This is a genomic window from Hymenobacter properus (assembly GCF_015694735.1).
Classification (GTDB): Bacteria; Bacteroidota; Bacteroidia; order Cytophagales; family Hymenobacteraceae; genus Hymenobacter; species Hymenobacter properus.
The window spans coordinates 1,052,245-1,076,817 of record NZ_JADQDP010000001.1 but is presented as its reverse complement, the minus strand read 5'-3'; the positions used below and the strand labels follow the sequence as shown (position 1 = coordinate 1,076,817).

Below are 24,573 nucleotides of genomic sequence, written 5' to 3'. Positions count from 1 at the left end.
ACGAGCGGGCCCAACGGGTCCGCTCGTTTTATTGGTGGAAATAAGTAGCCCCAGCGCCTAATACTGCGCCTGCAGCTGTTGCAGATGGTGGTAGGTCTGCTGGGAAACCTCGTACTGGCGCTCGATTTCCCGGCGCAGGGTGCCCGTCACGGTGCGGTCGCGCAGAGCGGCCTCGTAGGCGGACAGGGCCCACTCCTCGCCATACACGTTGGAGGCCAGCACGGCGGTTTCGCTGTAGCCCGTCACGGCCGCTTTGGCTTCCATCCAGGCGCGGTAGAGCTTGCCTTTGAGGGTGGTGCCGGTTTCGGGGGCGTGCTGCTGCACGCGCAGGTAGCCGTTGAGGCGAATGGCAAACTGCTTGCTCTGGCCCGCCAAGTCCTCGTAATAGTTGCGCAGGTCGGCGTCATGGCTCTCGCTGGCGGCGCGGCGGTAGCCCTGCACCCGGTCATTCACGAACAGCAGCAGCTCGTGCAGCGTGTCGACGGGGTTCAGGGCCTTGCGGCGCCGGGCGGCTTTGCCGGGGCGCAGCACAAGCCAGCCCGCGCCGGCCAGCAGCGCGCCGCCCACCACTTTCTGGGTGGTGGAAAGCTGGCGCCAGCCGCTGCCGGCCTGGCCTGCCAAGCGTTGGAGGGGCGCCGGCACTTCCTTCAGTGAATCGGGCAGGCTGACGCTCTGCGCCCATTGCTTGGCTTGGGTCAGCAGTGCAGTCGGACCCGTGGCCGGGGCAGCCGAATCGGCGGCGCCGTTGTTGGCAGCATTGGGGGTGTCTTGGGTAGGTAGGGCCTGCGCGTCGCTGGCGTGGGAGGGGGCCGAAGCGGCGGCCAGGTCGGCGCTAACGCGGGGGCTATTGGGGTGGCTCATAAGATGCGGAAAGGTGCGTGTTGAAGGCAGGAGCAATGCAGCCCAGCCGGATTGTCTTTCGGCGAAGCCAACCGAAAGGTTGCGAGAAAAAGCAGACGGTGGAGGTTTGTTTACACTGCCAAAGCATTGAAAGCAAGACGAATTCAGCGCATTGTGCCTACTACAGCAGCGCGCGAATTAAGTTAAGCCCACAGGCCGTAAACCAAGAAGCCCGGCACCTCATGGCACCGGGCTTCTCTCGAAATAAAACCGTTCTTCGGGACCCTACAGGCACTCAGGTTCGCTACTGCCAGCCGCCCCCCAGGGCTCGGTACAAGCTCACGCTTTGCAGCAGCTGCCGCTGGCGCGACTCGGCCAGGCTCAATTCAGCTTCCAGCACGCTGCGCTGGGCCGTGATGACTTCGAGGTAGGTAGCGTAGCCGGCCACGAACAGCTTGTTGGATGTCGTCACGGCTTTAGTGAGCAGCTCCACTTCCTGCTGGCGGGCGGCGGCGGCAGCGCGGTAGTTTTCCAGGCCCTGCAAGCCGTTCACTACTTCGCGAAAGCCAGTTTGCAGGCTTTGCTGGTAGCGGTAGTAGGCTTCGTAGCTGCCGGCCGTGGCCAGGCGGAAATCAGCCTTGAACTGGGCCCGGTTCAGCAGCGGGCCGGTGAGGCCAGCCAGGGCCCCGTAGGCCAAAGAGCTGGGGTCGAATAGTGTGCCGGTGCGGTAGGAGTTGAAGCCCACGTAGGGCGTGAGGGTGAGCGAGGGCAGGAAGGCAGCGCGGGCGGCGGCCACGTCGGCGCGGGTGGCCTGCAACTCCAACTCAGCTTGGCGCACATCGGGGCGGCGCAGCAGGGCCGAGGCGGGCACGCCGGCGCTCAGGCGCTCGGGCAGCACCTGGCCGGGCAGCGGCCGGCCCCGCGTGATGGGCTGCTGGTAGCGGCCCAACAGCTGATTGAGGCCGGTTTCGGCTTCGGTCACGCGCTGGCGGGCTTCGTGCAGGAGGCTTTCGGTGCGCACCACCTGGGCGGCAAACTGCTGCACGGCCAGCTCATTGGCCCGGCCGGCCTCCTTCTGGATGCGCATTAGCTTGAGGGCCTCGCGCTGCAAGCTGATGTTGCGGTCGAGCACGGCCAGCTGATTGTCAGCCGTCAGCAGCTCGTAGTAGAGGCGGGCCACCTCAGCCACCACGTTAGTCGTCACCAGGTGGCGGCCCTGCTCCGAGGCCAGCACCCGCAGGTAGGCGGCCTGGCGGCGTTGCTTTAGCTTGCCCCAGATGTCAATTTCCCAGGAGCTGCGCAGGCCCACGAAAAAATCCGGCGTCACCGGGCCCGGGATGCGTTGCTGCCCATCGATGTTGGGCGAGAGGTTGGTGTCGAAGTTGCCCACGCCGTTGAGGGTGTAGCGGCCGTAGCGGTCGGCGCCGGCCGTGGCTGCGGCGGCCACGGTGGGCAGCAGGGCGCCGCGCCGGGCCAGGTAGTTGGCGCGGGCCGTTTCGACGCGCTGCAAAGCCACCTGCAAGTCCAGGTTCCGGCGCAGGGCCGTGTCGATGAGGGCCGTGAGGGCGGGGTCCTGGAAGAACTGCCGCCAGGGTTGGCGCCCGGCGCTGGCCGTGTCGGCTGTGGGCTGCGTGAAGGCGGCGGGCACGGCTGGGGCGCCGGTGGGGTCGGCGGGCGCGGCCACGCGGCAGCCCGCGGCGAGGAGAAGGACGGAGAGAAGAGCAGGGAGAAAGCGCATATTATTCGTTTTGGCGCGGCGCCTCACGGGACCCCTTCGGGGCCGGCCCCCTCTCCTTAAGAGAGGGGGAGCCGAGGCGGCGCGGGTGATATGGCGTGGACTTTTAGTCCTCGCATGGGCCATGTTGGTCAATCAATTCGCGGACTAAAAGTCCGCGCTAAAAATCGTCAGGCTCCCCTCTCCCCAAGGAGAGGGGCCGGGGGTGAGGTTAATGCGCCACTAGCTCCCGCTTTTCCTCCACCACCTCGTCTGCTTCCAGGTTCTTCACCTTTTCAAACGAAGCAAACAGCACGTACAGCCCCGGAATCAGCACCATGCCGAACAGCGTGCCGATGAGCATGCCGCCCGCCGCCGCCGTGCCGATGGAGCGATTGCCGAGGGCGCCAGCGCCGCTGGCCATCACCAGCGGAATCAGGCCGGCGATGAAGGCAAAGGAGGTCATCAGGATGGGACGCAGGCGCGAGCCGGCGCCTTCCACGGCGGCCGCCAGCACGCTGGCCCCGGCCCGGCGCCGCTGCTCGGCAAACTCGATGATGAGGATGGCGTTTTTGCCCAACAAACCTACCAGCATTACCAGCGCCACCTGGGCGTAGATGTTGTTTTCGAGGCCCAGCAGCTTGAGGCTGAGAAAGGCGCCGAAGATGCCGGTGGGCAAGCTCAGCAGCACGGGCAGCGGCAGCAGCAGGCTTTCGTACTGCGCGGCCAGCAGCAGGTACACGAAGATGAGCACCACGCCGAATACGTACAGGGCCTGGTCGCCGCTCAGGATTTGCTCGCGCGTCATGCCGCTCCACTCGTAGGCGTAGCCTCGCGGCAGCTCCTTGGCGGCTACCTTTTCGATGGCTGCGATGGCGTCGCCCGACGAGAAGCCGGGGGCGGCGTCACCGTTGAGCATGGCCGAGGTGTACATGTTGTAGCGCGTGAGCTGGTCGGGGCCGAACACGCGCTCCAGCTTGATGAAAGTGGAGAAAGGCACCATCTCGCCGCGGTTGTTTTTCACGTGTAGGGCCAGCAGGTCTTCGGGGCGGCTGCGGTATTCGGGGCCGGCCTGAACCATCACCTTGTACATCTGCCCGAAACGGATGAAGTTGGAGGCGTAGTAGCTGCCCATCAGCGTTTGCAGCGTACTCATGGCCGCGTCCACAGTCACACCTTTCTTGGCGGCCATGTCTTGGTCCACGTGAATGAGGTACTGCGGGAAGTTGGGGTCGAAGGAGGTGAAGGCCCCGCCAATGGCCGGGTCTTTCCGCAACGAAGCCAGGAAGGTTTGCGACACGGCGGCCGTTTTCTGCAGGTCGCCGGTGCCCGATTTATCCAGCAGGCGCAGCTCGAAGCCGCTGCTGTTGCCGAAGCCTGGCACCGTGGGCGGCGGCAGGAATTGGATGTCGGCGTCGGCAATATTCTTGGTTTTCTCTTCCAGCTCGGCAATGAACTGGGTCACCGACTGCTTCCGCTCGTCCCAGGGCTTGAGGTTAATCATGCCCATGCCGTAGCTGGAGCCGGCCACCTCGTTCACCAAACTGTAGCCGGCCAGGGTCGACACCGATTCCACCGGCCCCAGGCGGCTGGCAATGCGCTGCACTTCGTCCAGCACGGCCTCGGTGCGTTCCACGGTAGCCCCGGCGGGCGTGGTCACGTTCACGTACACCATGCCCTGGTCCTCGGTCGGGATGAAGCCCGAAGGCAGGATTTTATTCACCCCCCAGGTAGCCGCGCAGAAGCCCGCCAGCACTAGCAGCGTCATCATGCGCCGGCCGGCCACGGCCCGAAGCAACCCCTGGTAGCGCCCTGCCAGCGCGTCGTAGCGTTTGTTGAAGCCGGCGAAGAACCGGTTAATCAGTCCTTTCGGCTGTTCGCCTTCGGCCACTGGCGTGTGCTTCAGCAGCAGCGCGCACAGCGCCGGCGTCAGGGTCACGGCGTTGATGCCTGAAATGACAATGGAGATGGCCAGCGTGAGCGAAAACTGCCGGTAGAACACGCCCACCGGCCCGTCCATGAAGGACACTGGGATGAATACGGCCGACATCACCAGCGTGATGGCGATGAGCGAGGAGCTGATTTCGCCCATGGCCTCGAAGGTGGCGGCGCGGGCCGGCAGGTGCTTCTCCTGCATCTTGGCGTGCACCGCCTCAACCACCACAATGGCGTTATCGACCACAATGCCAATGGCCAGCACCAGTGCAAACAGCGTGAGCAGGTTGATGCTGAAGCCCAGCACCTGCATAAAGAATAGCGTGCCCACCAGCGCCACCGGAACCGCCAGCGCCGGAATCAGCGTGGAGCGCCAGTCCTGCAAAAACAGGTACACAATCACGAACACCAGCAAAAATGCTTCCACCAGCGTGCGCAGCACCTCGTGAATGGAGGCGTCGAGGAAGCGCGATACATCGTAGGCAATGCTGTACTTCATGCCGGGCGGAAAGCTGGTTGCCTGCAATTCCGCCATGCGCTTTTTCACGCCCGCAATCACGTCCGAAGCGTTGGAGCCGGGGCGCTGCTTGAGCATGATGGCCGCCGAGGGCCGGCCGTCGGTTTTTGACGCCATGCTGTAAGTGAGCGAGCCAAATTCCACGTCGGCCACCTCGCGCAGGCGCAGCACCGAGCCGTCGGCGTTGGCCCGCACCACGATATTGCGGTACTCCTCAGGCTCAAAAAATTTGCCCGTGTAGCGCAGCACATACTGCATGGCCTGCGCCTTGTCGGCCCCCGAGCTTTCGCCCGATTTGCCCGGCGCGGCCTCCACGTTCTGGGCCCGAATGGCCGCCACCACTTCGTCGGTGCCCACATCATAGGCCGCCATTCGGTCGGGCTTCAGCCAGACACGCATCGAGTACTCTCGCGAACCCATGATTTCGGCAAAGCCCACGCCATCAATACGCTTGAGCTCCTGCAATACGTTGATGTCGGCGAAGTTGTAGATGAACTTCTCGCCCACCGCCTTGTCGTCGCTCGTCACGTTGAGGTAAAGCAGCATGGAGTTTACCTCCTTTTCTGTCGTTACACCGGCCTTGATGACTTCCTCCGGCAGTTCGTCCAGAATGGTCGTCACGCGGTTCTGCACGCCCACTGCGGCCAGGTCCGGGTCGGTGCCCACCTTGAAAAACACTGTAATCAGTGTCACCCCGTTGTTGGAGCTCACCGAGTTCATGTAGGTCATGCCCGGCACGCCGTTGATGGCGCGCTCCAGCGGCGTGGCCACGGCCTTGGCGCACACCTCGGCGTTGGCGCCGGTGTACTTGGCCGTGACGGTCACCGAGGGCGGCACGATGTCGGGAAACTGCGTGATGGGCAGCGTGAACAGCGCTAGTGACCCCAGCAACACTAGAAACACCGAAATAACCAGCGAGAGTATCGGCCGGCGAATGAAGATATTGAACATGAAAATCGTCGTTAAAACACACGAAAACAGCACGTCATGCTGAGCGGAGTCGAAGCATCTCTACCGCTTCGTTCAACGGCGGAACCTCACCCCCGGCCCCTCTCCACAGGAGAGGGGAGCCAGCCGAAGCGGTAGAGATGCTTCGACTCCGCTCAGCATGACCGCCTAATTGGGCCGGCAGAACCTTGTGAGCGGCCCTACCGCGCCGCCAGCAGCGAATCCAGCACCACCGGGCGGGGGCTGATGCGCTGCCCGTCCTTCAGGCTGGCCGCGCCCTCGTACACCACCCGCTCGCCGGGCTTCAGCCCCTGCTTCACCACGTAGAAATCGCCGGTGCGGGCCTGCGGCTGGAAGTTGCGCATGTGCACCACGCCCTGCCCGTCCACCACGTACACGTAGTTTTTATCCTGAATTTCAAACACCGATTTCTGTGGCAGCAGCAGCGCCGCCGGCAGGGTAGTAGTGAGCCGCACGCGGCCCGAAGCGCCGTGCTTCAGCATCCGCTGCGGGTTAGCAAAGCGCGCCCGGAAAGCCAGCGAACCCGTGTTGGGGTTGAATTCGCTCTCGGTGGTTTCGATGCGGCCCGCCAGCGGGTAGGCCGAGCCGTCGGCCAGCGTGAGGCGCACCGAGTCGGAGTGGCGGTCGGGGTGGCGCTCCCGGGCCTTCACGTACTGCAGGTACTCGCCCTCGCCCACGTTGAAGTAGGCATACACCTCGTGCAAGTCCGAAACCGTGGTGAGCAGCGTGCCTTCTTCCACCACGCTGCCCCGCTTGAGCGGAATCCGGTCGATGATGCCGTCGAACGGCGCGCGCACCAGCGTGTAGCCCAGGCTGAGGCGGGCGGCGGCCTCACCGGCCCGGGCCTCGGCCACGCGGGCCTCGGCGTCTTTCACCTTGCTGTTGGTGAGGGCCAGCTCCGTTTTGGCAATGATGTTTTCCTGTACCAGCAGGCGCACCCGCTCGCGCTCCAGCCGGGCGGCGCTGGCCTGGGCCTGGGCGCCGGCCAGCGCCGCCTGGGCCTGGCTCAGGCGGTTGTGGTGGGCGCTGGCGTTGAGGCGGAACAGGGGCTGACCCTTTTTCACCGGACGTCCCTCGTCCACAAAAATCTCCTCCAGAAAGCCGGCCACCTGGGCCCGCACTTCCACGTTGCGCACGGCTTGCACGTCAGCCACGTAGTCCTGAAACAACTCCTGCTCGGTGGTTTTGAGGGCTACCACAGGCAGTACTTCCGGCGCTTCGGCTTTTTCCTGGCTCTTGCCATCGGCATTGCCCGAGCAGGCGCCAAGGCCGGCCGCCAGCAGCACGGCCAGCGCGCCGCCCCACAGCCCGCGGTGCGGTTGGCTGCCGGGGTTGGGCATGATTGATAAGTTTGGTTTCACAAAAAGCAGGCTCATTGGGCGGAAGAAAAGTCGGATTGATGTTCGGTCAGCGTCGCGCTGGCATTGTGGGCGCGCAGGCTGTCCTGCCGCAGCTGTTGCTGCTGGCACTGGGCCAGCAGGCGCTGGGTAAGGTGCAGGTCGGCGGTGGTGGCGGCCAGCGCGTCATCGTCGTCGGGCCAGGGCTCGGGCCGGGCCGTCAGCAACACTCCGTTCAAGCCCAGCGACAGCAGCAAAGCCCCACCGAGTAGCAGGGCCAGCAGGTTGGTCGGTTGAGATTTGAACGGAGTCGTCGGCATAGGCTAAGCCCTTGGTGGAACGTGCCACAAAGGAGCCGCCGCGACATTAGAACGAGATGAGAACGGTATTAGAAAACATGAAAACGGCCCTACCGGTGAGGCAGGGCCGTTTTTAGCAACCGCAACAGTGACTTCGTACCGCCTGTCATCCTGAGCGCAGCGAAGGACCTTATCACATCAGAACCACGTCGTTCTCACCTGATAAGGTCCTTCGCTGCGCTCAGGATGACAGAGATTGCAAGAGGTAAGCGTCGTTCAATTCCGGAACGACGCTTTATTACCCAACTTTAATTAATGCGCTACCTCAGGCAGCCGGCAGCCACACTGTGGCTGTGGTGCCCGCCCCGGGCGCCGATGTAATTTCCAGGCGCCCGCCATGGCGCTGCACCACGCGCTGCGTCAGGGGCAGGCCCAGGCCGTAGCCAGGGCGGCCCAGCGCACCCGAGGCCCGGTACAGCGGCTCGTATATGTGACGCAATTCCTCCTGCGTGAGGCCGGGGCCGGCATCGGTTACGCGCACGCGCAGCGTGTCGGCGTCAGCATAAGCCAGCTCGGTGCGCACGGGGCCGCTGGAGTATTTGCCGGCGTTGTCGAGCAGGTTGAGCAGGGCCGTTACCAGCAGCTCGGCGTTGCCGGGCACCATGAACGGGTCGGCTTCTGTTTCGGTCGGAAACTCGCCGAAGCTGAGGCGCCATTCGCGGCCAGGGTATTTGGCGCGGGCAAACTGCAGGGCTTGGTTAAGGCACTCGTCGAGCCGCACCGGCGCGAAGGCGGGCAGGGCGCCATCGGCCTTGGCCAGGTTCAGCAGGCCGTTGGTGAGGGCGCTCAGGTGGCGGGCCGCGTCGAGACTCTGGGCCAGGCTCTGGCGGGCTTCGGGCAGGGTGGCGTCATAGGCCAGGGCCGTTTCGAGGGTGCCGGTGAGGGTGGTGAGGGGCGTGCGCAGCTCGTGCGAGGCGTGGGCCAGGAAGCTTTTCTGGCTTTCAAAGGACTGTTCCAGCCCCGCCAGCATGCCATTGAAGGCGTGCGCCAGCTGGGCCAGCTCGTCGCGCCCGTTGCCTTCCGAAAGGCGCCGGCCCAGGTTGGTGGCCGAAATGCGTCCCGCCTGCCGTGTGATGCGCGCCACCGGCCGCAGGGCCGCCCCGGCAAAAAACCAGCCCGCCAAAATGGTGAGCACCAGCGCCCCCACATTGCCGAGCACCAGCAGCAACCCCAGCTGCCGCAGCTGCGCCCAGCCTATCCGGTCCTCGGCCGACACAAAAATGCGGTACGGGTCCGAATTGGGCTCCTGCAAAAACACCAGCCCAATCGCCTCGCGGTGGCCCACCGCCGGGTACTTCATTGGTTGGGCCGGCCGCAGACCCGCCAGCCGCGCGCGGTTCACCGCTTGGTCAATGTTGTCGGCGCTGCTGTAGCGCAGCGAGTTGTCGGGGCCGTAGATGCTGACTTGCTCCGCGGGCAGCGTCAGCAAATCGCCGCGGCGCAGGCTGCCCAGGATGCCGGTTTCGAGCTTGTGGGTGCGCACCAGCAGGCGGCCCGCCAGCAGGGCGCTGTTGGTGAGGCGGTGCTCGAAGCGCTGGGCCCGCATGCTGGCATTGAAGTAGAAAATAAACGCCGAAAAGCCGACCTGGATGCCCAGCACCAGCAGCGTAAAGCGCAGCATCAGCTTGTTGCGAATCAGCATAGCATCAGCGGCTTATTGCTCGCGCATCACATAGCCCATCCCCACCACCGTATGAATGAGCTTGGGCGTAAAGTCGCGGTCAATTTTCTTGCGCAAATAGCTCACATACACGTCAATCACGTTGGTTGTGGTGTCAAAGTCCAGCTCCCACACCCGCTCGGCAATGTCCACCCGCGACACAATTCGGCCTTGGTTGAGCAGCAGGTGCTCGAGCAGCGAATACTCCCGGGTGGTCAGGTCGATGCGCTGCCCGGCGCGCGTCACAATCTTCGACTCCAGATTAAGCTCCAAATCGGCCATTCGCAACACCTGGGCTGCGCCGGTTTCGGCGTAGCGCTTGGTGAGGGCGCGGGCTCGTAGCAGCAACTCGCGGAAGGCAAAGGGCTTCACGAGGTAGTCGTCGGCCCCTGCCTCGAAGCCTGCTTCCTTGTCGGCCAGGCTATCGAGGGCCGTGAGCAGCAGTACCGGCGCGCGGTGCTGCCCGGCCCGGATGCGGCGGCACAGCTCCACCCCATTGAGGTAGGGCAGGTTCACGTCCAGAATCACCAAGTCGTACGGCTGCTGCTGGTAGAGCGACCAGCCCGACCGCCCGTCATAAGCCACGGTCAGCTCATAGCCTTCGTGCTCAAAACCCTTCTTGACAAAGGATGCCAATTGGGGCTCATCTTCTACCAGCAAGACTTTCATATCAGCAGAAATTCACAGACGCTCAAAAGTACGCACAGGCGAGGGGGCGGGAACCTCACCCCCTGACCCCCTCCCCATGAGGAGAGGGGGAACCGGTCTTGCTTATAACATCAGGCTCCTTTCTCCTAGGGAGAGGGGCCGGGGGTGAGGTTTCTCCAATTCAAACGGCACCCACTGCCCACAAAAAAGCCCGGCACCTTGCGGCACCGGGCTGGTAGATATAGGAGGCAATAATTAAGCGGCTGCTTTCTCGCCGTTCTCACGGTCGTCGATGGCTTTGCGCAGCTTGGCAATGGCTTGCACGGCGCGCTCCTCGTCGAGGCGGTTGATGTTGAGCAGCATCTTGGTCTTCTCCGGACGGGTGATGACCGGGTGGTTGAGCAAGCGGATGATTTCCTCTTTCTGCGAAGCCGTGGCGTACTGCACCGGAGCCGTAGCTTCGGCAGCAGGGGCCGGAGCCTCGGCGGGCACTACCTGCATGGCCGGCACTGCCTGAGCTACTGCAGCAGCAGGAGCGGGTGCCGCATTAGCCGTGTTGGTGTTGTAGTCCATTTCCTCAGCGGGCGTGGGCTCGTAGCCGGCAGCGCGGATAATCCAAGCCAGGCAGTTGCGGTAGGCCTTGCCAATGGCACGGGTCTGCGCCATGCTCATGATGGCAAACTCCTGGTAGAATTTCTTGCCGCTCTCCTTGTTCGAGCACACAGCGAAGCCGGCGCCGACGGTGGCGTTGTGGCGCAGGTCGAACAGCGTCACCTTGGCCTGATACTTCATTTCTTCAGGCGAGCTCACGTTTATAACGTGCTCCACGATGGGCACAATGCCCAGGCGCGAACCCGCGTACTGCCAGCCCTCCACGTTCACGAACTCCTTGCCCTGCACGTTGGTGGTCAGCTTATTGTCCTTGATGAACTTGGCGAGGTCCTTCGCCAAGTCCAGCGTTTCGTCGGAGCGGCTGATGTCAAAGCTCTCGACTTTTACTTTTTTGGTAATGTCCTTGGTGGTTTTGGTGGCCTCGTTCATGACGGTGTGTTTTAATGTGTCCAACTGATGTTCGTGAGTATAACCCAAAGGTAGAAAGAAACGTGCCAAAAAAGCCAAAAATATTGGTAAATTTTATTGCTGTAAATCAGTGATTTGGCAGCAATAATAAAAATAAATGTGGCTAACCAGTTTGGGAGAGTTGCTTTCGGAGGTGAAACACCGGCGGGTTTGCTAAAATTCCGGCTCATTGGGATATTCTTGACCGGGCCGGACGCCTTTTCTTTTTAGCCGCCTCAACTATTTAGCACCACTGAGCCAACCCTTTTTCGCTAGCTTCCGAGTAGCAGGAAAAGCCCCCCGCCCCGGCGCGACTGCCTCACCCAAGTCCGCGCATGGGGCGCCGGCTGTCCCGTGAACGGGCGGCTGGAAGTCGGCGCCGACTTCCGCTGCTCGCTCACCTGTCAGCTGGCTGCATGCTTCTTTTTTGAATTGACCCGGCGCCCAGCCCGGTCGCCAGTCCACGCCCTGTTTGGGCCGGATATGGACTTGCTGTGCCCAGATTTTTAGCCGGCAAACTTCTCAGCTCACCACTTTTTAGCTTCTTAACCAACTACTTTCATGGCACACTCGGTAACATCTATTCTGACGCGCTTCCGGTCTATCGGACTGGGCCTGGCCCTCGTGGCTGCCCTGGGCGCTAGCACCACCAGCTGCAAAAAAGACTCCGCGCCCGAAGTCGACCAGGACGCTGTGGCCAACGTGAAGCTGGCCAATTCGTCCACCCTTGGCACCTACATGACCGACGCCAGCGGTAACACGCTCTACATCTTCGCCCGCGACGTGGACGGCACCAACAACTGCACCAGCGCCACCTGCATGCCCCTGTGGCCCGTGTACTACGAAGCCAACATCAAAGTGCCCAAGGCGCTGAAAGCTGAAGATTTTGGGACCAAAACCACCACCGACGGCCGTCAGCAAACCACCTACAAAGGCTGGCCGCTCTATTACTACGCCCCCGGCACTACCGGCGTGAATACCCGCGAGGCGCCCGGTGCCACCGGCGGCAACGGCATTGGTGGCGTGTGGCACGTGCTCAACCCCGAATACGGCGTGCTGCTGGCCAGCAAAACGGTGGTCGACAAAACCACGCAGGCCTCGTCCACCAAAACGTTCCTGACTGATGTCAACGGCCGCACGCTTTATTATTTCGCCAAAGACAACACCAGCCCCAGCACCCTGCCCACTAACTGCACGGGCGGCTGCGCCGCCATCTGGCCGGCCCTGTACATGGGCAAGCCGACAGTGCCCTCGACGCTGGTTGCCAGTAAGTTCACCACCATCACCCGCGACGGCAACCGCGAGCAGCTCGTCTACAACGGCCACCCGCTCTACTACTACGCCGGCGACGCCGCCACGCGCGGCAAAGTGGAAGGCCACAATTTGAATGACTCCGGCGATTACTGGTTTGTGGCCGACCCAGCACGGTAGGGGAGGGAGCGGCTGCCTAAACTGACAGCACGCCCAAAAACCAGAACGTCATGCTGAGCGCAGCCGAAGCATCTCTACCGCGTAACTAATCAGATTTAGTGTTGCGGTAGAGATGCTTCGGCTGCGCTCAGCATGACGTACTTTTTTGCTTTATCAACTCCTTACCCGCCCTCCATGATGTGCCCGTCGCGCATCACGATTTTGCGGTCGGCCATTTCGGCGAGTTGGTCGTTGTGCGTCACGATGACGAACGTCTGGCCCAACTCTTTGCGCAGCAGGAAGAAAATCTGGTGCAGCTCCTGGGCGTTCTTGGTGTCGAGGTTGCCGCTGGGCTCGTCAGCGAAGATGATTTCGGGCGAGTTGATGAGGGCGCGGGCCACCGACACGCGCTGCTGTTCGCCGCCGCTCATTTCGCTGGGCTTGTGCTCGGCGCGGTGCTCCAGGTTGAGCATGCCGAGTAGTTCGCGGGCCCGCACGCGCACTTCTTTTTCGGAGCGGCCAGCCAGGTAGGCGGGCAGGCACACGTTTTCGAGGGCCGTGAACTCGGGCAGCAGGTTGTGAAACTGGAAAATGAAGCCGATGTGCCGGTTGCGAAACCGCGCCAAATCATTGCGCCCCAAGGAGCTAACCGATTCGCCATCGAACAGCACCTCGCCCGAATCGGGGGTGTCGAGGGTGCCCAGGATGTGCAACAGCGTGCTCTTGCCCGCGCCCGAAGAGCCGACGATGCTCACGATTTCCGACTTCTCAATCGTCAAATCGATGCCCTTGAGGACGTTCAGAGCGTTGTAGCTCTTGTGAATGTTAATAGCTTGCAGCAACGGAGCCGGCGATAGACGTGAACGGAATGCGGTAGTGGCAAAGCTACGCACAATCCGGTGGCAGCTAAGCGGGGCTGTATACGTGGTTCGTCGTTTGGCGTCGCTAATCCTGTTTCAAGGTTAGAAAATTCAGTTAAAATGCCCTTGTCCTTTTCGCTGCGCCGCTGGTTACTCTGGGCTCTGGTTGGCCTGGTATCCGTTTCGGCAATGTGGTGGCTATTCGGCCAACGGGTGGCCTACCACAGCGAGAACGGCCCGGCCGCGCGGGAGATAGAAGGCGAATACGCTCCCGTTGCAACAATCGAAACCAGCAGCCCCATCACTCTTGCCGACAGCCTCCGGCTGCGCGGCGTGAACTGGGTGGCCGGTGACTCCATAACCGAGACCGACCTGGCGCCCCTGCTGCACGACCACATCACCTGGATAGCCCAAATGCCCTTCGGCTGGCAAGCCGATGCCGCTACGCCGGGCATCCGCACCAACACGGCCCGGCCCGTGGGGCGCCGCGGCCTGTGGGGCGAAAGCGACGCCGGCCTGACTTACACGGCCCGGCTGGCGCGGCGGCACGGCATCCGCACGCTGCTCAAGCCGCACCTGTGGGTGCGGGGCCGCGGCGCCTGGCCCGGCGACATCAACATGCGCAGCCCGGCCGACTGGGACGCCTGGTTTGCCAGCTATTCGGCCTTCATCCTGCACTACGCCGCGCTGGCCGAAAGCGCACATTTCGACGGCCTGTGCATCGGTACCGAACTGCTGCACGCCACCGAGCCCGCCCATGAAAAGGCCTGGCGCAGGCTCATCAAGCAGATTCGAAAAACCTACCACGGCCCGCTTACTTACGCCGCCAACTGGGCCGTGGAGTACCAGCAAATCCGCTTCTGGGATGCGCTTGACTATGTAGGCATACAGGCCTATTTCCCCCTGAGCACCGCCGCCAGCCCGCCGCTCGATACGCTGCTGCGCGGCTGGCAGCCGCACCTACGCGCCCTGGCCGCCTGGCAGAAAAAAGTCAAAAAGCCCATCGTCTTCACCGAAGTGGGCTACAAAACCACGCCCGACGCGGCGGCCAAACCCTGGGAATGGCCCGAGCGCCTGGCCACCGCCACGCCCGACGAGGCCACCCAGGCCCGCTGCTACGAGGCATTATTCCAAACCTGTTGGGGCCAGCCGTGGATGAAAGGCATGTTCATCTGGAAGTGGTACCCAGGGCTGGCGGCCGACGGCCCGGCCCGTCGCCACGCCGATTTTACGCCCCAGCACAAGCCGGCCGAGGGGGTTTTGGCGCGCTGGTACGGGCAGTAGCATTGTGGCGTGGGCTCTGCGAGTCCGCGCATTCTCACGTCGGTGAATACGCGGACTCGCAGAGCCCACGCTACAATGCTTGCCGTGGGGTTGCGGCAATCACAGCCGGGCGCCGTACTTTCGCGTTTGCAACCGCAGGGCTGCAAGGCACAACCCACCCCTTTACTGTTTTTATGAACATTCACGAATACCAGGGTAAGGAAATCCTGAAAAAGTACGGCGTTCGCGTGCAAGAAGGCATCACCGCCGACACCCCCGACGAGGCCGTAGCCGCCGCTGAGAAACTGACCGCCGAAACTGGCACCAGCTGGTACGTCATCAAGGCGCAAATCCACGCCGGCGGCCGGGGCAAAGGGGGCGGGGTGAAGCTCGCCAAAGGCATCGACAAGGTGAAGGACATTGCCGAGAGCATCATCGGCATGCAGCTCGTGACCAAGCAGACCGGCGCCGAAGGCCGCAAGGTGCACAAGGTGCTCGTGGCCCAGGACGTGTACTACCCCGGCCCCTCGGAAACCAAGGAATTCTACATGAGCGTGCTGCTGGACCGCAGCAGCGGCAAGAACGTCATCATCTACACCACCGAGGGTGGCATGGACATCGAAGAGGTGGCCGAAGCCCATCCCGACAAAATCCTGAAAGAGCTGATTGACCCCGCCGTGGGCCTGCAGGGCTTCCAGGCCCGCAAAATTGCCTTCAACCTCGGCCTCGAAGGCGAGGCACAGAAGGAGATGGTGAAGTTCGTGACGGCCCTCTACAAGGCCTACGACGAAACCGACTCCAGCATGTTCGAAATCAACCCCGTGCTGAAAACGTCGGACAACAAAATCCTGGCCGTGGACGCCAAGGTGACGCTGGACGAAAACGCCCTCTACCGCCACAAGGATTTCGTAGCCCTGCGCGACCTCAACGAGGAAGACCCCCTGGAAGTGGAGGCTTCGAACAACAACCTGAACTACGTGAAGCTCGACGGCAACGTGGGCTGCATGGTGAACGGCGCCGGCCTGGCCATGGCCACCATGGACATCATCAAGCTTTCGGGCGGTGAGCCTGCCAACTTCCTCGACGTAGGCGGCGGAGCCAACGCCCAGACCGTGGAAGCCGGCTTCCGCATCATCCTGAAGGACCCGAATGTGAAGGCCATCCTGATTAACATCTTCGGCGGCATCGTGCGTTGCGACCGGGTGGCCAACGGCGTGGTGGAAGCCTACAAAGCCATCGGCGACATCCGCGTGCCCATCATCGTGCGCCTGCAAGGCACCAACGCCGAAGAAGGCGCCCGCATCATCGACGAAAGCGGCCTGAAAGTATCGTCGGCCGTGCTGCTGAAAGACGCCGCCGCCCGCGTGAAAGAAGTGTTGGCTAACGCTTAGTTGCTGGTTATCCGTTGCTAGTTGTTAGCAATAAAAAGGCCCGTCTGGTAATTCAGACGGGCCTTTTTATTCAAATTGTCGTCAGAGCTAACAACTGACAACGAGCAACTGACAACTATTTTCCGGCCACGCCGGCATTTTCTTCAGCTTGCACGGGAATGGCTTCGCCCTGCACTTTGAGCTCCACTTCCATGTTGCCGCGGGTGCCTACGGAGTAGGGGCAGATTTTGTGGGCCTGGCGTACCATATCAATGGTTTTGTCGCGGTCGAAGGCCTTCAGGTCTACGTCGAGCACGGCGCTCAGGCCGTAGCCTTCGCCTTCCTGGAACAGCGTGACCGAGCATTGCACGGTGGTGTCCGGGGCGAGCTTGTCGCCGGCGCGCTGGGCGATGACGAGCAGGGCCTGCTGGAAGCACGAAGCGTAGCCGGCGGCAAACAGCTCTTCGGGGTTGGTGGCGTTTTTCTTGCCGCCGAGGCCCTCGGGCACCGACATGTCGAGGTCGATGATGCCGGTAGACGAGCGGACGTGGCCGCTACGGCCACCAACGGCCGAGGCGTCGGCCGTGTACAGGTTCTTTTTCATGGTGTGGGTTGGAAGGTGAAAGCAAATGAGTGCGTGATGCGCTTAGGCTTAACTGCATTTGCGGCGCTGAGGTTATGGCAAAGCATGGCGCTGGGGCGAGGAATTTGCTGCTGGATTTGGTAGCCTTCGTTTTTGCGGCTACTTTTGCAGTCCTATCCAGGAACCGGCCACGTCGTACAACGGATAGTATGAGAGTTTCCGAAGCTCTTGATTTAGGTTCGATTCCTAACGTGGCCACAAAAGCCCCATTTCCAGCTGGAAATGGGGCTTTTTCGTTTTCCATGCGACAGGAGAGCAGAACTGGAAAAGGCAGTTTTTCCAATTGACCGCTAATTGCTGATTATTCCTGCTCTATTCAACGGTCGCCGCCTCCGCTGTCACTTCAAACGGATGCCGGAGCGTTGCCATCCTTGCCTCTTCCTGTGGAGATTCAGTCGGAACAGGAGGCCCGCCCGTGCTTCCGGTCCTGGTGTTAGCCAAGCACAGAAAATATTGACAAATTCGTGTAGCAACGCGCTTTCAGCACGCTGCGGCCAGTGCTTTTGGGCAGTTTAAGGCTGTTCTGCGCTCGGCATGACTTGTAAAGGTTGGGCGGTGTGCTCCGTTTGGCGGCCATAAACCAGTCCAAACCCTTAATCGGTTTTGTGGCAGTTCCAGATGGCTCAGCCTGGATAGCATTGGTTTCGCCAGATTTAGAGCCTTGACCGCAGGGCATAGATTCCAGAATCTGGGAACGATGCTTAACCCATATCCAGATAGTGAAGCCCCGCGTCGTTTGGCCGGGAATCGGTTTTGTTATTTGGCTGGGGGGGGGGCTGTGGCGGTGGGTTTGGCTAACGACTGCCGTATCAACCTTTCTACTGCGCCGCTACTAGGGCGGGGCGCGTTGCCATCAATGATATAACCATCGGGGCCAATGAGCAAATAGCGCGGCAGGCTGGCAAGCAGGTAGGTGGCGGCGACGTTTGCGCGGCCCGAGTCGGGCGATAGCACGTGCAAACCCGCTAAGCTGTCGGCTTCCACGGCGCACAGCCACTTGTCCCAACTGTCGTCGATGCTCACGTTTAGAAACACCACGTCATCGGCGCGGTCGGCCAAGGCGGCGCGCAGGGTTCGGGCCCGGGCCGACTCGCCCCGGCAGAAGCCGCACCAACTGGCCCAAAAATCAACGTACACCCATTTGCCGCGCAGGCTGGCTAGTGAAAACGGTTGGCCGTGCCAGTCGCGAGCATGAATGGCGGGGGCCGGCAGGCCGGGTCGGGTCAGCCGGTCGCTGTTCCAACTGCGCTCATAGAATTTATAGCGCAAAAAGTCCATGTCGTCGCGCTGGTAGCTAAGAAAGGCTGTTTCGCTGGCCGTGGGGTGCGGAAAAGCCCGCTGGCAGCGAACAGCGGCTTGCTGCCGGGCTTGTGCCAGCCAGGCACCGAACTGTTTTTCGGTGCCGGCAAGGGTCTGGCGGTACGCGTTGTAGATGCGGTGGGAAGCCAGCAGGTCAGCGGCCCGGAAATTATTGGCGCGGCTGCCACGTCCTGCGTAGCGTAAGGTTTCGTTGAAATGGCGGGCATCGAGGGTAATAGTCAGGTTGTCGCCCGGAGTGAGCCAAAGCCCGGTGGTCTGCCGCCCGATGCGCAGCGTAGCAGGCTGCGCTGCGCCCCACCGCGCCCGAAAGCTAAACCGCCCGTTGGACGGAATCGTCGTCTTCAAAATCTGATTTCCGTAATGGTCAATCAGCTCGAATTCGCGACTCTGAACGTGCTGTACCTGGCCCTGCAAGGCAATGATGGGGTGGCCGCTGGCTGACGTAGCAGGAGCGTTTTGGCCCAGGGCCCGTAGCGGCCCGCTGATGCCCAGCAGGACCAGGCCTAGGACTAGGCGAGAAAGTGTCGGCATGGCAAGCAGAAGATTAGAATGGCCTTATGCGCAAAACGGTGAGCACTTGGCGAGCCGCGGTACGGTGGTTTCGAGGGCAAAAGGTATGTTTGTCGTGTTTTCCACGCTATTTTTCTCAACGCATGCCTCAACCGAACGCTGTTCCCTAAGAGAATAGTATTCAACGCTGTTGTATTAGTATTAGGTAAACTTGAATTCCTTTAATCCTAGAATAACAGGGTTACTACATAATTATTACTTTTGGATACCCATTTGATTACTCTACACGTTTTGGGCTCTCGCTTTTTTATATGGGCGCACTATTACCTGAATACGAGCACGACATTTTTATCAGCTACCGGCACAACGACAACCTAAAAGAGGGCTGGGTGACGGACTTCGTGCAACGCCTGCAAAATGAACTCAGGGCAACGCTCAAAGAGCCACTCAATGTGTACTTTGACCTTGATGCTCATCGTGGGCTGGGCGATTCGCACGACGTGGACCAAAGCCTAGTCAATAGGCTCAAGTCGTTGATTTTCATTCCGCTGATTTCGCAGACTTACTGCGCCACGGACTGTTATTCCTGGAAAAGCGAATTTTTGCCCTTTAAGCAACAAGCCCAGAGAGACGGGTTGGGCCTCAATTTGCGCCTGCCGGGCGGCAACACAGCCAGCCGCATTTTGCCCGTTCGCATCAACGAAATTGACAGTACAGACCTGAAACTGTTAGAAAACGAGCTTGGGGGGCATTTGCGCAGCATTGATTTTGTGTACCAAGGCCTTGGCATCAACCGGCCTTTGTTGTACAACGACGACCAGACCTGGAGCGGTAACCCGGGCCAGTTGCTGTACCGAAATCAGATTAACAAGGTGGCGAACGCCGTGAAGGAGCTGGTGCTGGCAATCAAGATGAAAGCTGGCGCCAGGGCTTCAATGCCCAGTGCCGCGCCCGGCCAGCCGGTTTCGGCTCAAAAGCCAACGATTTTTTTACCCTGGGTGTCTCCGGGCCTCGTTGCCCGGCGCGAAGAACTGGCGCTGGTGTGCCGCAAGGCCGGCTTTGAAGTGCAACCGGCCAATGACTGCCCGTCCGACGAAGCCGTGTTTCAGCAGCAAACGCAAGCTGCTTTGGCCGCCAGCACCTGCGCGGTGCACCTGCTGGGCAGCGAGTTTGGCCAGCGCTTCGCCGAAAACGACGACCTGTCGTTTCCGCAATATGCTTACTCGCTCGCCAAGGAGCGCTTGGCGCAGGACGCGGCTTTTCGGCAATTTACCTGGTATTGCCCCACCGAAGGGGTGCCCGTACGCCTGAACCAGCAGCAGTTCATCAACGAAATCCTGAACGAACTCACCGAACGACGCACGTATTCCACCGTCGATACCGCTATGCGTTTCGTAGAAGACCTACGGAGTTTGCTGGTGCCGACGGCCAAGGAAACGTCGCTGGTCGATAAAGACACCGATATATTTTTTGTGTACAACCAGCAGGACGTTGAGGAAGCAAACATCATCACCGACCAGTTGAGCGAACACATGCCGTGCGAACTGCTCACGATTGAGCCAGACAGCGAGGACGCTTACAAATCGTTGGCCGTAGCGGCCATTCCGCGCAGCCGATTGGCCGTGGTGTACTTCAAATACAGCGCCGACTGGGCGCTGCCTTTTGTGAAGCAGGTGTGGCGTTTGGTGGGGGGAGCGGCGTCCAGCACGCCTATTTTGCTGCTCGGCGAAGACGACCCCATCATCAATAAAATGCGGGTGTTTAAAGCGCCGCGCGTGATTTCGTCGGTGATGGCGCACGGACAAATTCCGGCGGAAGTACGCCGCATCTTCGCCAACCTCAACCGCTAAGTCGCTGCGCTGATGTTGCATGACTTCCCCCCCTCGTCCGACTGGCTCGACGAACTTGATGCGCCGGTTTGCCCCTACACCGGCTTGCGCACCTTCACAGAAGAAGAAGCCGTATATTTCCGGGGCCGCGAAGCCCACATCGGGCGGTGCGTCGAACTACTGGCCGACCAGCACTTTGTGATGATTACGGGGGCATCCGGAGATGGAAAGTCGTCGCTGGTGTACGCGGGCCTGCTGCCGGAAATCCGGGCGGGTTTTTTTCGGGCCAAATACAGCAACTGGACGGTTTGCACGTTTCGGCCCGAGCGGCAGCCGCTGCGGCAGATGGCCCGCGCCGTGGCCGCCAGCTTGCGGCTGACAGCTAGCTCCGAAGCCATTGAAAGCGAACTGGCCCAAGGATTTTCGGCTTTGGTCGAGCTTTACCAGAATTCCTCGCTGGTGCCCTTGGTTCCGCTGCCCGAGCAGCCCGAACCCACGGAGGCTGAGCGGCGACGCCAGCGCAACGAGTCGGCCAACCTGCTGATTGTGGTCGACCAATTCGAGGAGTTTTTTACCAATGCCGAAAACTACGACGGGGAGGTGCCCGCTGCCTCGGCGCAGGCCGTCATCAACCTACTGCTTGAAACGACGCGGCTGGCCCGCGAGCAAAACCTGCCCATTTACATCATCTGCACCATGCGTTCGGATTACATCGGCCAATGCGCCGACTTCCGGGGCTTGGTGGAGCTGATTGGTGAAAGCCAATACTTCGTGCCGCGCTTGCTTCGCGCGGAGTTTGTCGAAATCATTCGCGAACCGGCCCAACTCAGCGGCAACCGCATTGCCGAACGCCTGGTGCAGCGCTTGGTCGACGACAACCGCGACGGCCGCGACCAGTTGCCCGTGCTGCAGCACGCGCTGTACCGCATTTGGGTGGCGGCCCAGTGCGGCCGCGAAGAAATGGATTTGGTGCATTACGCCATGGTGGGCGGGCTGCCGCCCGTGGAATTGCCCTGGGCCGACCAGCGTCGTTTTGCTGACTGGCGCCATACGCTCAGCTACGAACAAGAGCAGCGGCTGCTGGCCAATCCGTCGTTGCACAACGTGCTCGATGCCCACGCCGATGAGTTGTACGCCACCGCGGCTGAAACCTTCAACCAGCACTTTGCGCCGGCGCTGCCTGCCGTTACCGCAGAGCGTTTGGTTGAGCTTACGTTTCGCGGCCTCACGAAAGTGGACGGCGGACGGGTGGTGCGCAACCGCCTCACAGGAGCCGAAATAACCGCTTTGGTTGACGACCCGGCCCTGCCATGGCAGGTGGTTTGCCGGCTGTTGCGGCCGTTTCGCCAGCCGGGCAATACGTTTCTTTCCCCGTTTCTCGACCCGAACGACCCCGGTACCGACGACCTGCCTCCGGAAACCGTACTTGATATCACCCACGAAAGCCTCATCCGAAACTGGCAGCGCCTGGCCCGCTGGGCGCAGGAAGAAGCCGAGGATGTGCGCACGGTGGGCCAGCTCACCACGCAGGCCGCCAGCTGGGCGGCGCATGCTGAAGACAAAGGCTACCTGCTACCCATCGGGCCGTATTCGCAGTTCGCCAAATGGTTTGCCCGAAAAAAGCCCAACAGCAGTTGGTTGGCTTACTACGTGGCCGATGCCGGGCACGGCAACCAGCGCATGGCCCAAGCCGAGGCCCAAAGCAAAATGCTCAGGCATTACCTGCAGCGGAGCAAAGAGCGCCTGCGTTTTTCGTTGCTGATTGCCAAATACGGCGTAGGCCGGCTCGCGGGCTGGGTGCTGACCCCTTTGCTGCTACTGGTTTTGATTTGGGGCGGCTGGACGCTGCGCAAACACAACGATGATTACGTTGCCTACACGGTGTTGCGCGACCGGAAGCCTTTTCTAAAGTCGTCCTACGTGTCTATAAGCGACAAAGCCGACTTCATCATCAGTGCGCAACGGCTGAAAGATTTCGCGTACCAGCCACCCTTTAGCGGGCTCGATTCGACAGAGTATCATTTTTCTACCCTACTCGACGCCCTCGAGAACGACACGTTGGCGCTGGACTGCGAGTTGCTGCTGTACCAGAAATGCAACAACGTGGGCTACGACAGCATTGTCGGCGAAAACCGGGTGGCCCGTCAGGTGCTGTTCGACCTGGACAAGCGTCTGGACCAGGCCGGCAGCATTTTGCTTCCGGCGGCGGACGGGCCCACGCCCAGCGCCAAGCAGCGGCAGCTAGCCACCCGCACGGCCCAGACCGTGATGGCGCTTACGCACTACATGCTCTACACAGCGCCCCGCCCGCTGCTGCCGGGGCGGCCGCGCTGCTTGGCGCACCTCGACAATGCGCCGCTGCTGGCCATCAAGCAAAAGCTGCTGCTGCGCCTGCGTGAGTACCTGCAACGCGAAGTGGAGGCCACATCCGGGCGCCCTCCGCGGGCCGTGGATTTCTGGTTTTGGACGCAAGTGCTGCTCGGGCAGGGCGATTTTTCGGCGGCGCAGCTCGGCTTTCTGAAAAAACTAAGTCCGTTGAAGCAAGGGGGCTCGTCGCAATTTGCACGTTTCTACCCCGCTCTGAACCAAGCGGCGTTGTTTGAGGAAGGCCCCACCCTGCGTGGGATAGGATACCAAACGTACATGCTGGCAGCGGCTGCTTTGCAGGAACCTGCCCAACTGGTGGCCTGCGCCGACTCGCTCAGCAAGTACACGCGCGAATGTGCCGACATGAACAAGCTGGGGCCGGTGCTGCCTTATTTGCTGAAATACCCGGGTTCATTGCCGGCGGCCTACGCCATCATCAGGCGCAGCCAGGTTGCGCCCACCACTGCTTTTGCCATCCTCACGTATTCGCTGCTGAGCGTGGCGCCCGACAACCTCGCCCTTGGATTGCCGGAACCGGGCACTGAATCCGCCTCGGCTGCCACCAGCGCTAACATTTACGCCGACCGGGTGAGCTATTCTATTCCGCTGCGTACGCGCGACAATTGCTGGCCGGTGTTGGCCTCGCTCATTCCGCCCATGGCCCAGCGCGAAAAACTGTTTGAAATGGGCAACGGGGAGCAAATAGACGAACACGAGAATGGCTTGTTCCTCGAAGCGTTTTACTTAAAACACAAAGGTAACTACCTCTACGAGATTCGTAGCGCGCCACAGGCCGGCGGAAAGTGCTTTAGTCAGTTTGATGCGGCATTGGAACAGCTGCGGGCGACTAGGCGACGGCCTCACGCCGTGAGCATGGTAGAATGGAACACCGAAGCCACCGAAACCTATACGACAGGAAAACCCATCGACGCGCTGGATTTCTTGTTGCACACGGGGCGGCCCGTTACGCTGAACTGGAACGGCAACACCGGGCATGGTAATTTCTTCCTGCCGCCGTTCTTCCATTTTTATCGCCACCGGCTGAATACCCTGACTGCCGCTGCTGTGCCGGCCCGTCGCCAGGTGGAGTGGCTGGATAGCATGGTCTTTTTGGAAAGCGCCTTGCCGGGCCGCTACGTGCTGCCTCGTGCTGCTTCTTTGTACCGAGACAAGTTCGGGCGCCCGGTCCTGCCGCTGGCGGACGTGCGCTGGGTGAAAGACCTGCGAATTGTGAAAGCGGGCGGCGCCCGGCGCCGGGCCCGCAACCTGTTTTTGACAAGGGTATTGAGCTCCTGCCAGGATTTCACCGCCATTAGCGGCTTGAACGTGAGCACCGAGGTAACGCCCTTTGCGCGCACGTTGGCCGAGCAGCCCGGGTTTGCACAGGCCCCGTTGCAGGCCGTGTTGTCGGACTTGGCGGCTGCTATGGCTGCCCACGGGCGGGTGGCCGATGCCTTTGCTGTGGCCAACCTGCTGCCTAACTCTACTATTCGGACGGCGACCAAAATTCGGGCGGGTGAGCAGGCCATGCTCAACGACGCGAACGGCAACCTTGATGCGCTGGATGAATTTTTGCACCAATACGCCCCGAATATCGAACAACACCCCGACCTAGTGCCGGCCAGTATGATTCAGGTGCTGACCTGGCGAAACCAGAGCGAGTTCGATGACCTGGCCGAACTGTTGGTCAAAGAGGGGAGCGCAAATGCGCTACGCACAGGCCTCGGGGCCGTGTGCCTAGGCCAGACGCTGGCCGGAAAGAGTTATGATGCTGTCAAAACCGTGCCGGCCTACGTTTCGGAAACCCAGCGCCAACGCGACTTTAACCGTATTCTGGCCGGAATAGCTCATGCAAATCGGCTGGGCCGGCGAGACGGCTGGCAGGAATACGACGAGGCGACGCTTACGACGCCCAACGACTATTTGGGGGGCAGCAAATGAGGCCAGCCGTAGCCCGCCGTCT

At 61.4% G+C, this 24,573-nt stretch carries 16 protein-coding genes and 1 tRNA gene; 6 read left to right on the top strand and 11 right to left on the bottom strand.

Translation table 11 applies throughout. The features are described 5' to 3' along the window. Nucleotides 1–57: 57 nt before the first annotated feature. The 8 genes from I2I01_RS04660 to I2I01_RS04625 form a co-directional block, all read right to left on the bottom strand. The gene (locus tag I2I01_RS04660) at nucleotides 58–861 is read right to left on the bottom strand and encodes a ferritin-like domain-containing protein (protein WP_196285242.1); all 804 of its coding nucleotides are present in this window, start codon (nucleotides 859–861) and stop codon (nucleotides 58–60) included. A 283-nt stretch (nucleotides 862–1,144) separates the two neighbouring features. Beyond that, entirely contained in the window at nucleotides 1,145–2,578 is a 1,434-nt protein-coding gene (locus I2I01_RS04655) for a TolC family protein (RefSeq protein WP_196285241.1), read from the bottom strand. Between the two features lie 208 nt (nucleotides 2,579–2,786). Continuing rightward, nucleotides 2,787–5,957 (bottom strand): efflux RND transporter permease subunit, encoded by a 3,171-nt coding sequence (locus tag I2I01_RS04650; protein ID WP_196285240.1) that lies wholly within the window; start codon nucleotides 5,955–5,957, stop codon nucleotides 2,787–2,789. Nucleotides 5,958–6,154: 197 nt separating this feature from the next. Further along, nucleotides 6,155–7,315, bottom strand: coding sequence for an efflux RND transporter periplasmic adaptor subunit (locus I2I01_RS04645; RefSeq protein WP_196285239.1), 1,161 nt, complete (start codon nucleotides 7,313–7,315; stop codon nucleotides 6,155–6,157). Between the two features lie 32 nt (nucleotides 7,316–7,347). Beyond that, nucleotides 7,348–7,632 (bottom strand): hypothetical protein, encoded by a 285-nt coding sequence (locus I2I01_RS04640; protein ID WP_196285238.1) that lies wholly within the window; start codon nucleotides 7,630–7,632, stop codon nucleotides 7,348–7,350. Nucleotides 7,633–7,936: 304 nt separating this feature from the next. Then, nucleotides 7,937–9,313: an ATP-binding protein gene (locus I2I01_RS04635; protein WP_196285237.1), complete on the bottom strand. Its 1,377-nt coding sequence runs from the start codon at nucleotides 9,311–9,313 to the stop codon at nucleotides 7,937–7,939. 12 nt (nucleotides 9,314–9,325) lie between these two features. Beyond that, nucleotides 9,326–10,000 carry a response regulator transcription factor gene (locus tag I2I01_RS04630; RefSeq protein WP_196285236.1) on the bottom strand — a complete coding sequence of 225 codons (675 nt, stop codon included), beginning with the start codon at nucleotides 9,998–10,000 and terminating at the stop codon, nucleotides 9,326–9,328. A gap of 234 nt (nucleotides 10,001–10,234) precedes the next feature. After that, nucleotides 10,235–11,020 (bottom strand): hypothetical protein, encoded by a 786-nt coding sequence (locus tag I2I01_RS04625; RefSeq protein ID WP_196285235.1) that lies wholly within the window; start codon nucleotides 11,018–11,020, stop codon nucleotides 10,235–10,237. 579 nt (nucleotides 11,021–11,599) lie between these two features. On the opposite strand from I2I01_RS04625, the gene I2I01_RS04620 reads away from it, so the two are divergent. Next, nucleotides 11,600–12,469: a COG4315 family predicted lipoprotein gene (locus I2I01_RS04620; RefSeq protein WP_196285234.1), complete on the top strand. Its 870-nt coding sequence runs from the start codon at nucleotides 11,600–11,602 to the stop codon at nucleotides 12,467–12,469. Between the two features lie 161 nt (nucleotides 12,470–12,630). On the opposite strand, the gene I2I01_RS04615 is transcribed toward I2I01_RS04620, so the two are convergent. Further along, nucleotides 12,631–13,290, bottom strand: a complete 660-nt coding sequence (locus I2I01_RS04615; RefSeq protein WP_196285233.1) for an ABC transporter ATP-binding protein — start codon at nucleotides 13,288–13,290, stop codon at nucleotides 12,631–12,633. A 138-nt stretch (nucleotides 13,291–13,428) separates the two neighbouring features. Here I2I01_RS04615 and I2I01_RS04610 point away from each other — a divergent pair, with 138 nt between their 5' ends. After that, entirely contained in the window at nucleotides 13,429–14,592 is a 1,164-nt protein-coding gene (locus tag I2I01_RS04610) for a glycoside hydrolase family 113 (protein WP_196285232.1), read from the top strand. A 173-nt stretch (nucleotides 14,593–14,765) separates the two neighbouring features. After that, nucleotides 14,766–15,962 carry an ADP-forming succinate--CoA ligase subunit beta gene (gene sucC, locus I2I01_RS04605; RefSeq protein ID WP_196285231.1) on the top strand — a complete coding sequence of 399 codons (1,197 nt, stop codon included), beginning with the start codon at nucleotides 14,766–14,768 and terminating at the stop codon, nucleotides 15,960–15,962. A 115-nt stretch (nucleotides 15,963–16,077) separates the two neighbouring features. On the opposite strand, the gene I2I01_RS04600 is transcribed toward sucC, so the two are convergent. Beyond that, nucleotides 16,078–16,545 carry an organic hydroperoxide resistance protein gene (locus I2I01_RS04600; protein ID WP_196285230.1) on the bottom strand — a complete coding sequence of 156 codons (468 nt, stop codon included), beginning with the start codon at nucleotides 16,543–16,545 and terminating at the stop codon, nucleotides 16,078–16,080. 165 nt (nucleotides 16,546–16,710) lie between these two features. Between I2I01_RS04600 and I2I01_RS04595 the strand changes: the two genes are divergently transcribed. Continuing rightward, nucleotides 16,711–16,782 (top strand) — tRNA-Arg (locus tag I2I01_RS04595). Between the two features lie 558 nt (nucleotides 16,783–17,340). Here I2I01_RS04595 and I2I01_RS04590 read toward each other — a convergent pair. Further along, a complete protein-coding gene (locus I2I01_RS04590) occupies nucleotides 17,341–18,435 on the bottom strand; it encodes a TlpA family protein disulfide reductase (RefSeq protein WP_196285229.1) in 1,095 nt (364 codons plus the stop codon). Between the two features lie 290 nt (nucleotides 18,436–18,725). Here I2I01_RS04590 and I2I01_RS04585 point away from each other — a divergent pair, with 290 nt between their 5' ends. Beyond that, entirely contained in the window at nucleotides 18,726–20,264 is a 1,539-nt protein-coding gene (locus I2I01_RS04585) for a TIR domain-containing protein (RefSeq protein ID WP_196285228.1), read from the top strand. A 12-nt stretch (nucleotides 20,265–20,276) separates the two neighbouring features. Continuing rightward, entirely contained in the window at nucleotides 20,277–24,551 is a 4,275-nt protein-coding gene (locus I2I01_RS04580) for an nSTAND1 domain-containing NTPase (protein WP_196285227.1), read from the top strand. Nucleotides 24,552–24,573: the final 22 nt, after the last annotated feature.

Coding starts and splice junctions, on each gene's coding strand:
- I2I01_RS04590 (WP_196285229.1), bottom strand. CDS start 18,435: ATGCCGACACTTTCTCGCCTAGTCCTAGGCCTGGTCCTGCTGGGCATC.
- I2I01_RS04610 (WP_196285232.1), top strand. CDS start 13,429: ATGCCCTTGTCCTTTTCGCTGCGCCGCTGGTTACTCTGGGCTCTGGTT.
- I2I01_RS04580 (WP_196285227.1), top strand. CDS start 20,277: ATGTTGCATGACTTCCCCCCCTCGTCCGACTGGCTCGACGAACTTGAT.
- I2I01_RS04625 (WP_196285235.1), bottom strand. CDS start 11,020: ATGAACGAGGCCACCAAAACCACCAAGGACATTACCAAAAAAGTAAAA.
- I2I01_RS04655 (WP_196285241.1), bottom strand. CDS start 2,578: ATGCGCTTTCTCCCTGCTCTTCTCTCCGTCCTTCTCCTCGCCGCGGGC.
- I2I01_RS04600 (WP_196285230.1), bottom strand. CDS start 16,545: ATGAAAAAGAACCTGTACACGGCCGACGCCTCGGCCGTTGGTGGCCGT.
- I2I01_RS04585 (WP_196285228.1), top strand. CDS start 18,726: ATGGGCGCACTATTACCTGAATACGAGCACGACATTTTTATCAGCTAC.
- I2I01_RS04620 (WP_196285234.1), top strand. CDS start 11,600: ATGGCACACTCGGTAACATCTATTCTGACGCGCTTCCGGTCTATCGGA.
- I2I01_RS04635 (WP_196285237.1), bottom strand. CDS start 9,313: ATGCTGATTCGCAACAAGCTGATGCTGCGCTTTACGCTGCTGGTGCTG.
- I2I01_RS04660 (WP_196285242.1), bottom strand. CDS start 861: ATGAGCCACCCCAATAGCCCCCGCGTTAGCGCCGACCTGGCCGCCGCT.
- I2I01_RS04630 (WP_196285236.1), bottom strand. CDS start 10,000: ATGAAAGTCTTGCTGGTAGAAGATGAGCCCCAATTGGCATCCTTTGTC.
- I2I01_RS04640 (WP_196285238.1), bottom strand. CDS start 7,632: ATGCCGACGACTCCGTTCAAATCTCAACCGACCAACCTGCTGGCCCTG.
- I2I01_RS04645 (WP_196285239.1), bottom strand. CDS start 7,315: ATGCCCAACCCCGGCAGCCAACCGCACCGCGGGCTGTGGGGCGGCGCG.
- sucC (WP_196285231.1), top strand. CDS start 14,766: ATGAACATTCACGAATACCAGGGTAAGGAAATCCTGAAAAAGTACGGC.
- I2I01_RS04650 (WP_196285240.1), bottom strand. CDS start 5,957: ATGTTCAATATCTTCATTCGCCGGCCGATACTCTCGCTGGTTATTTCG.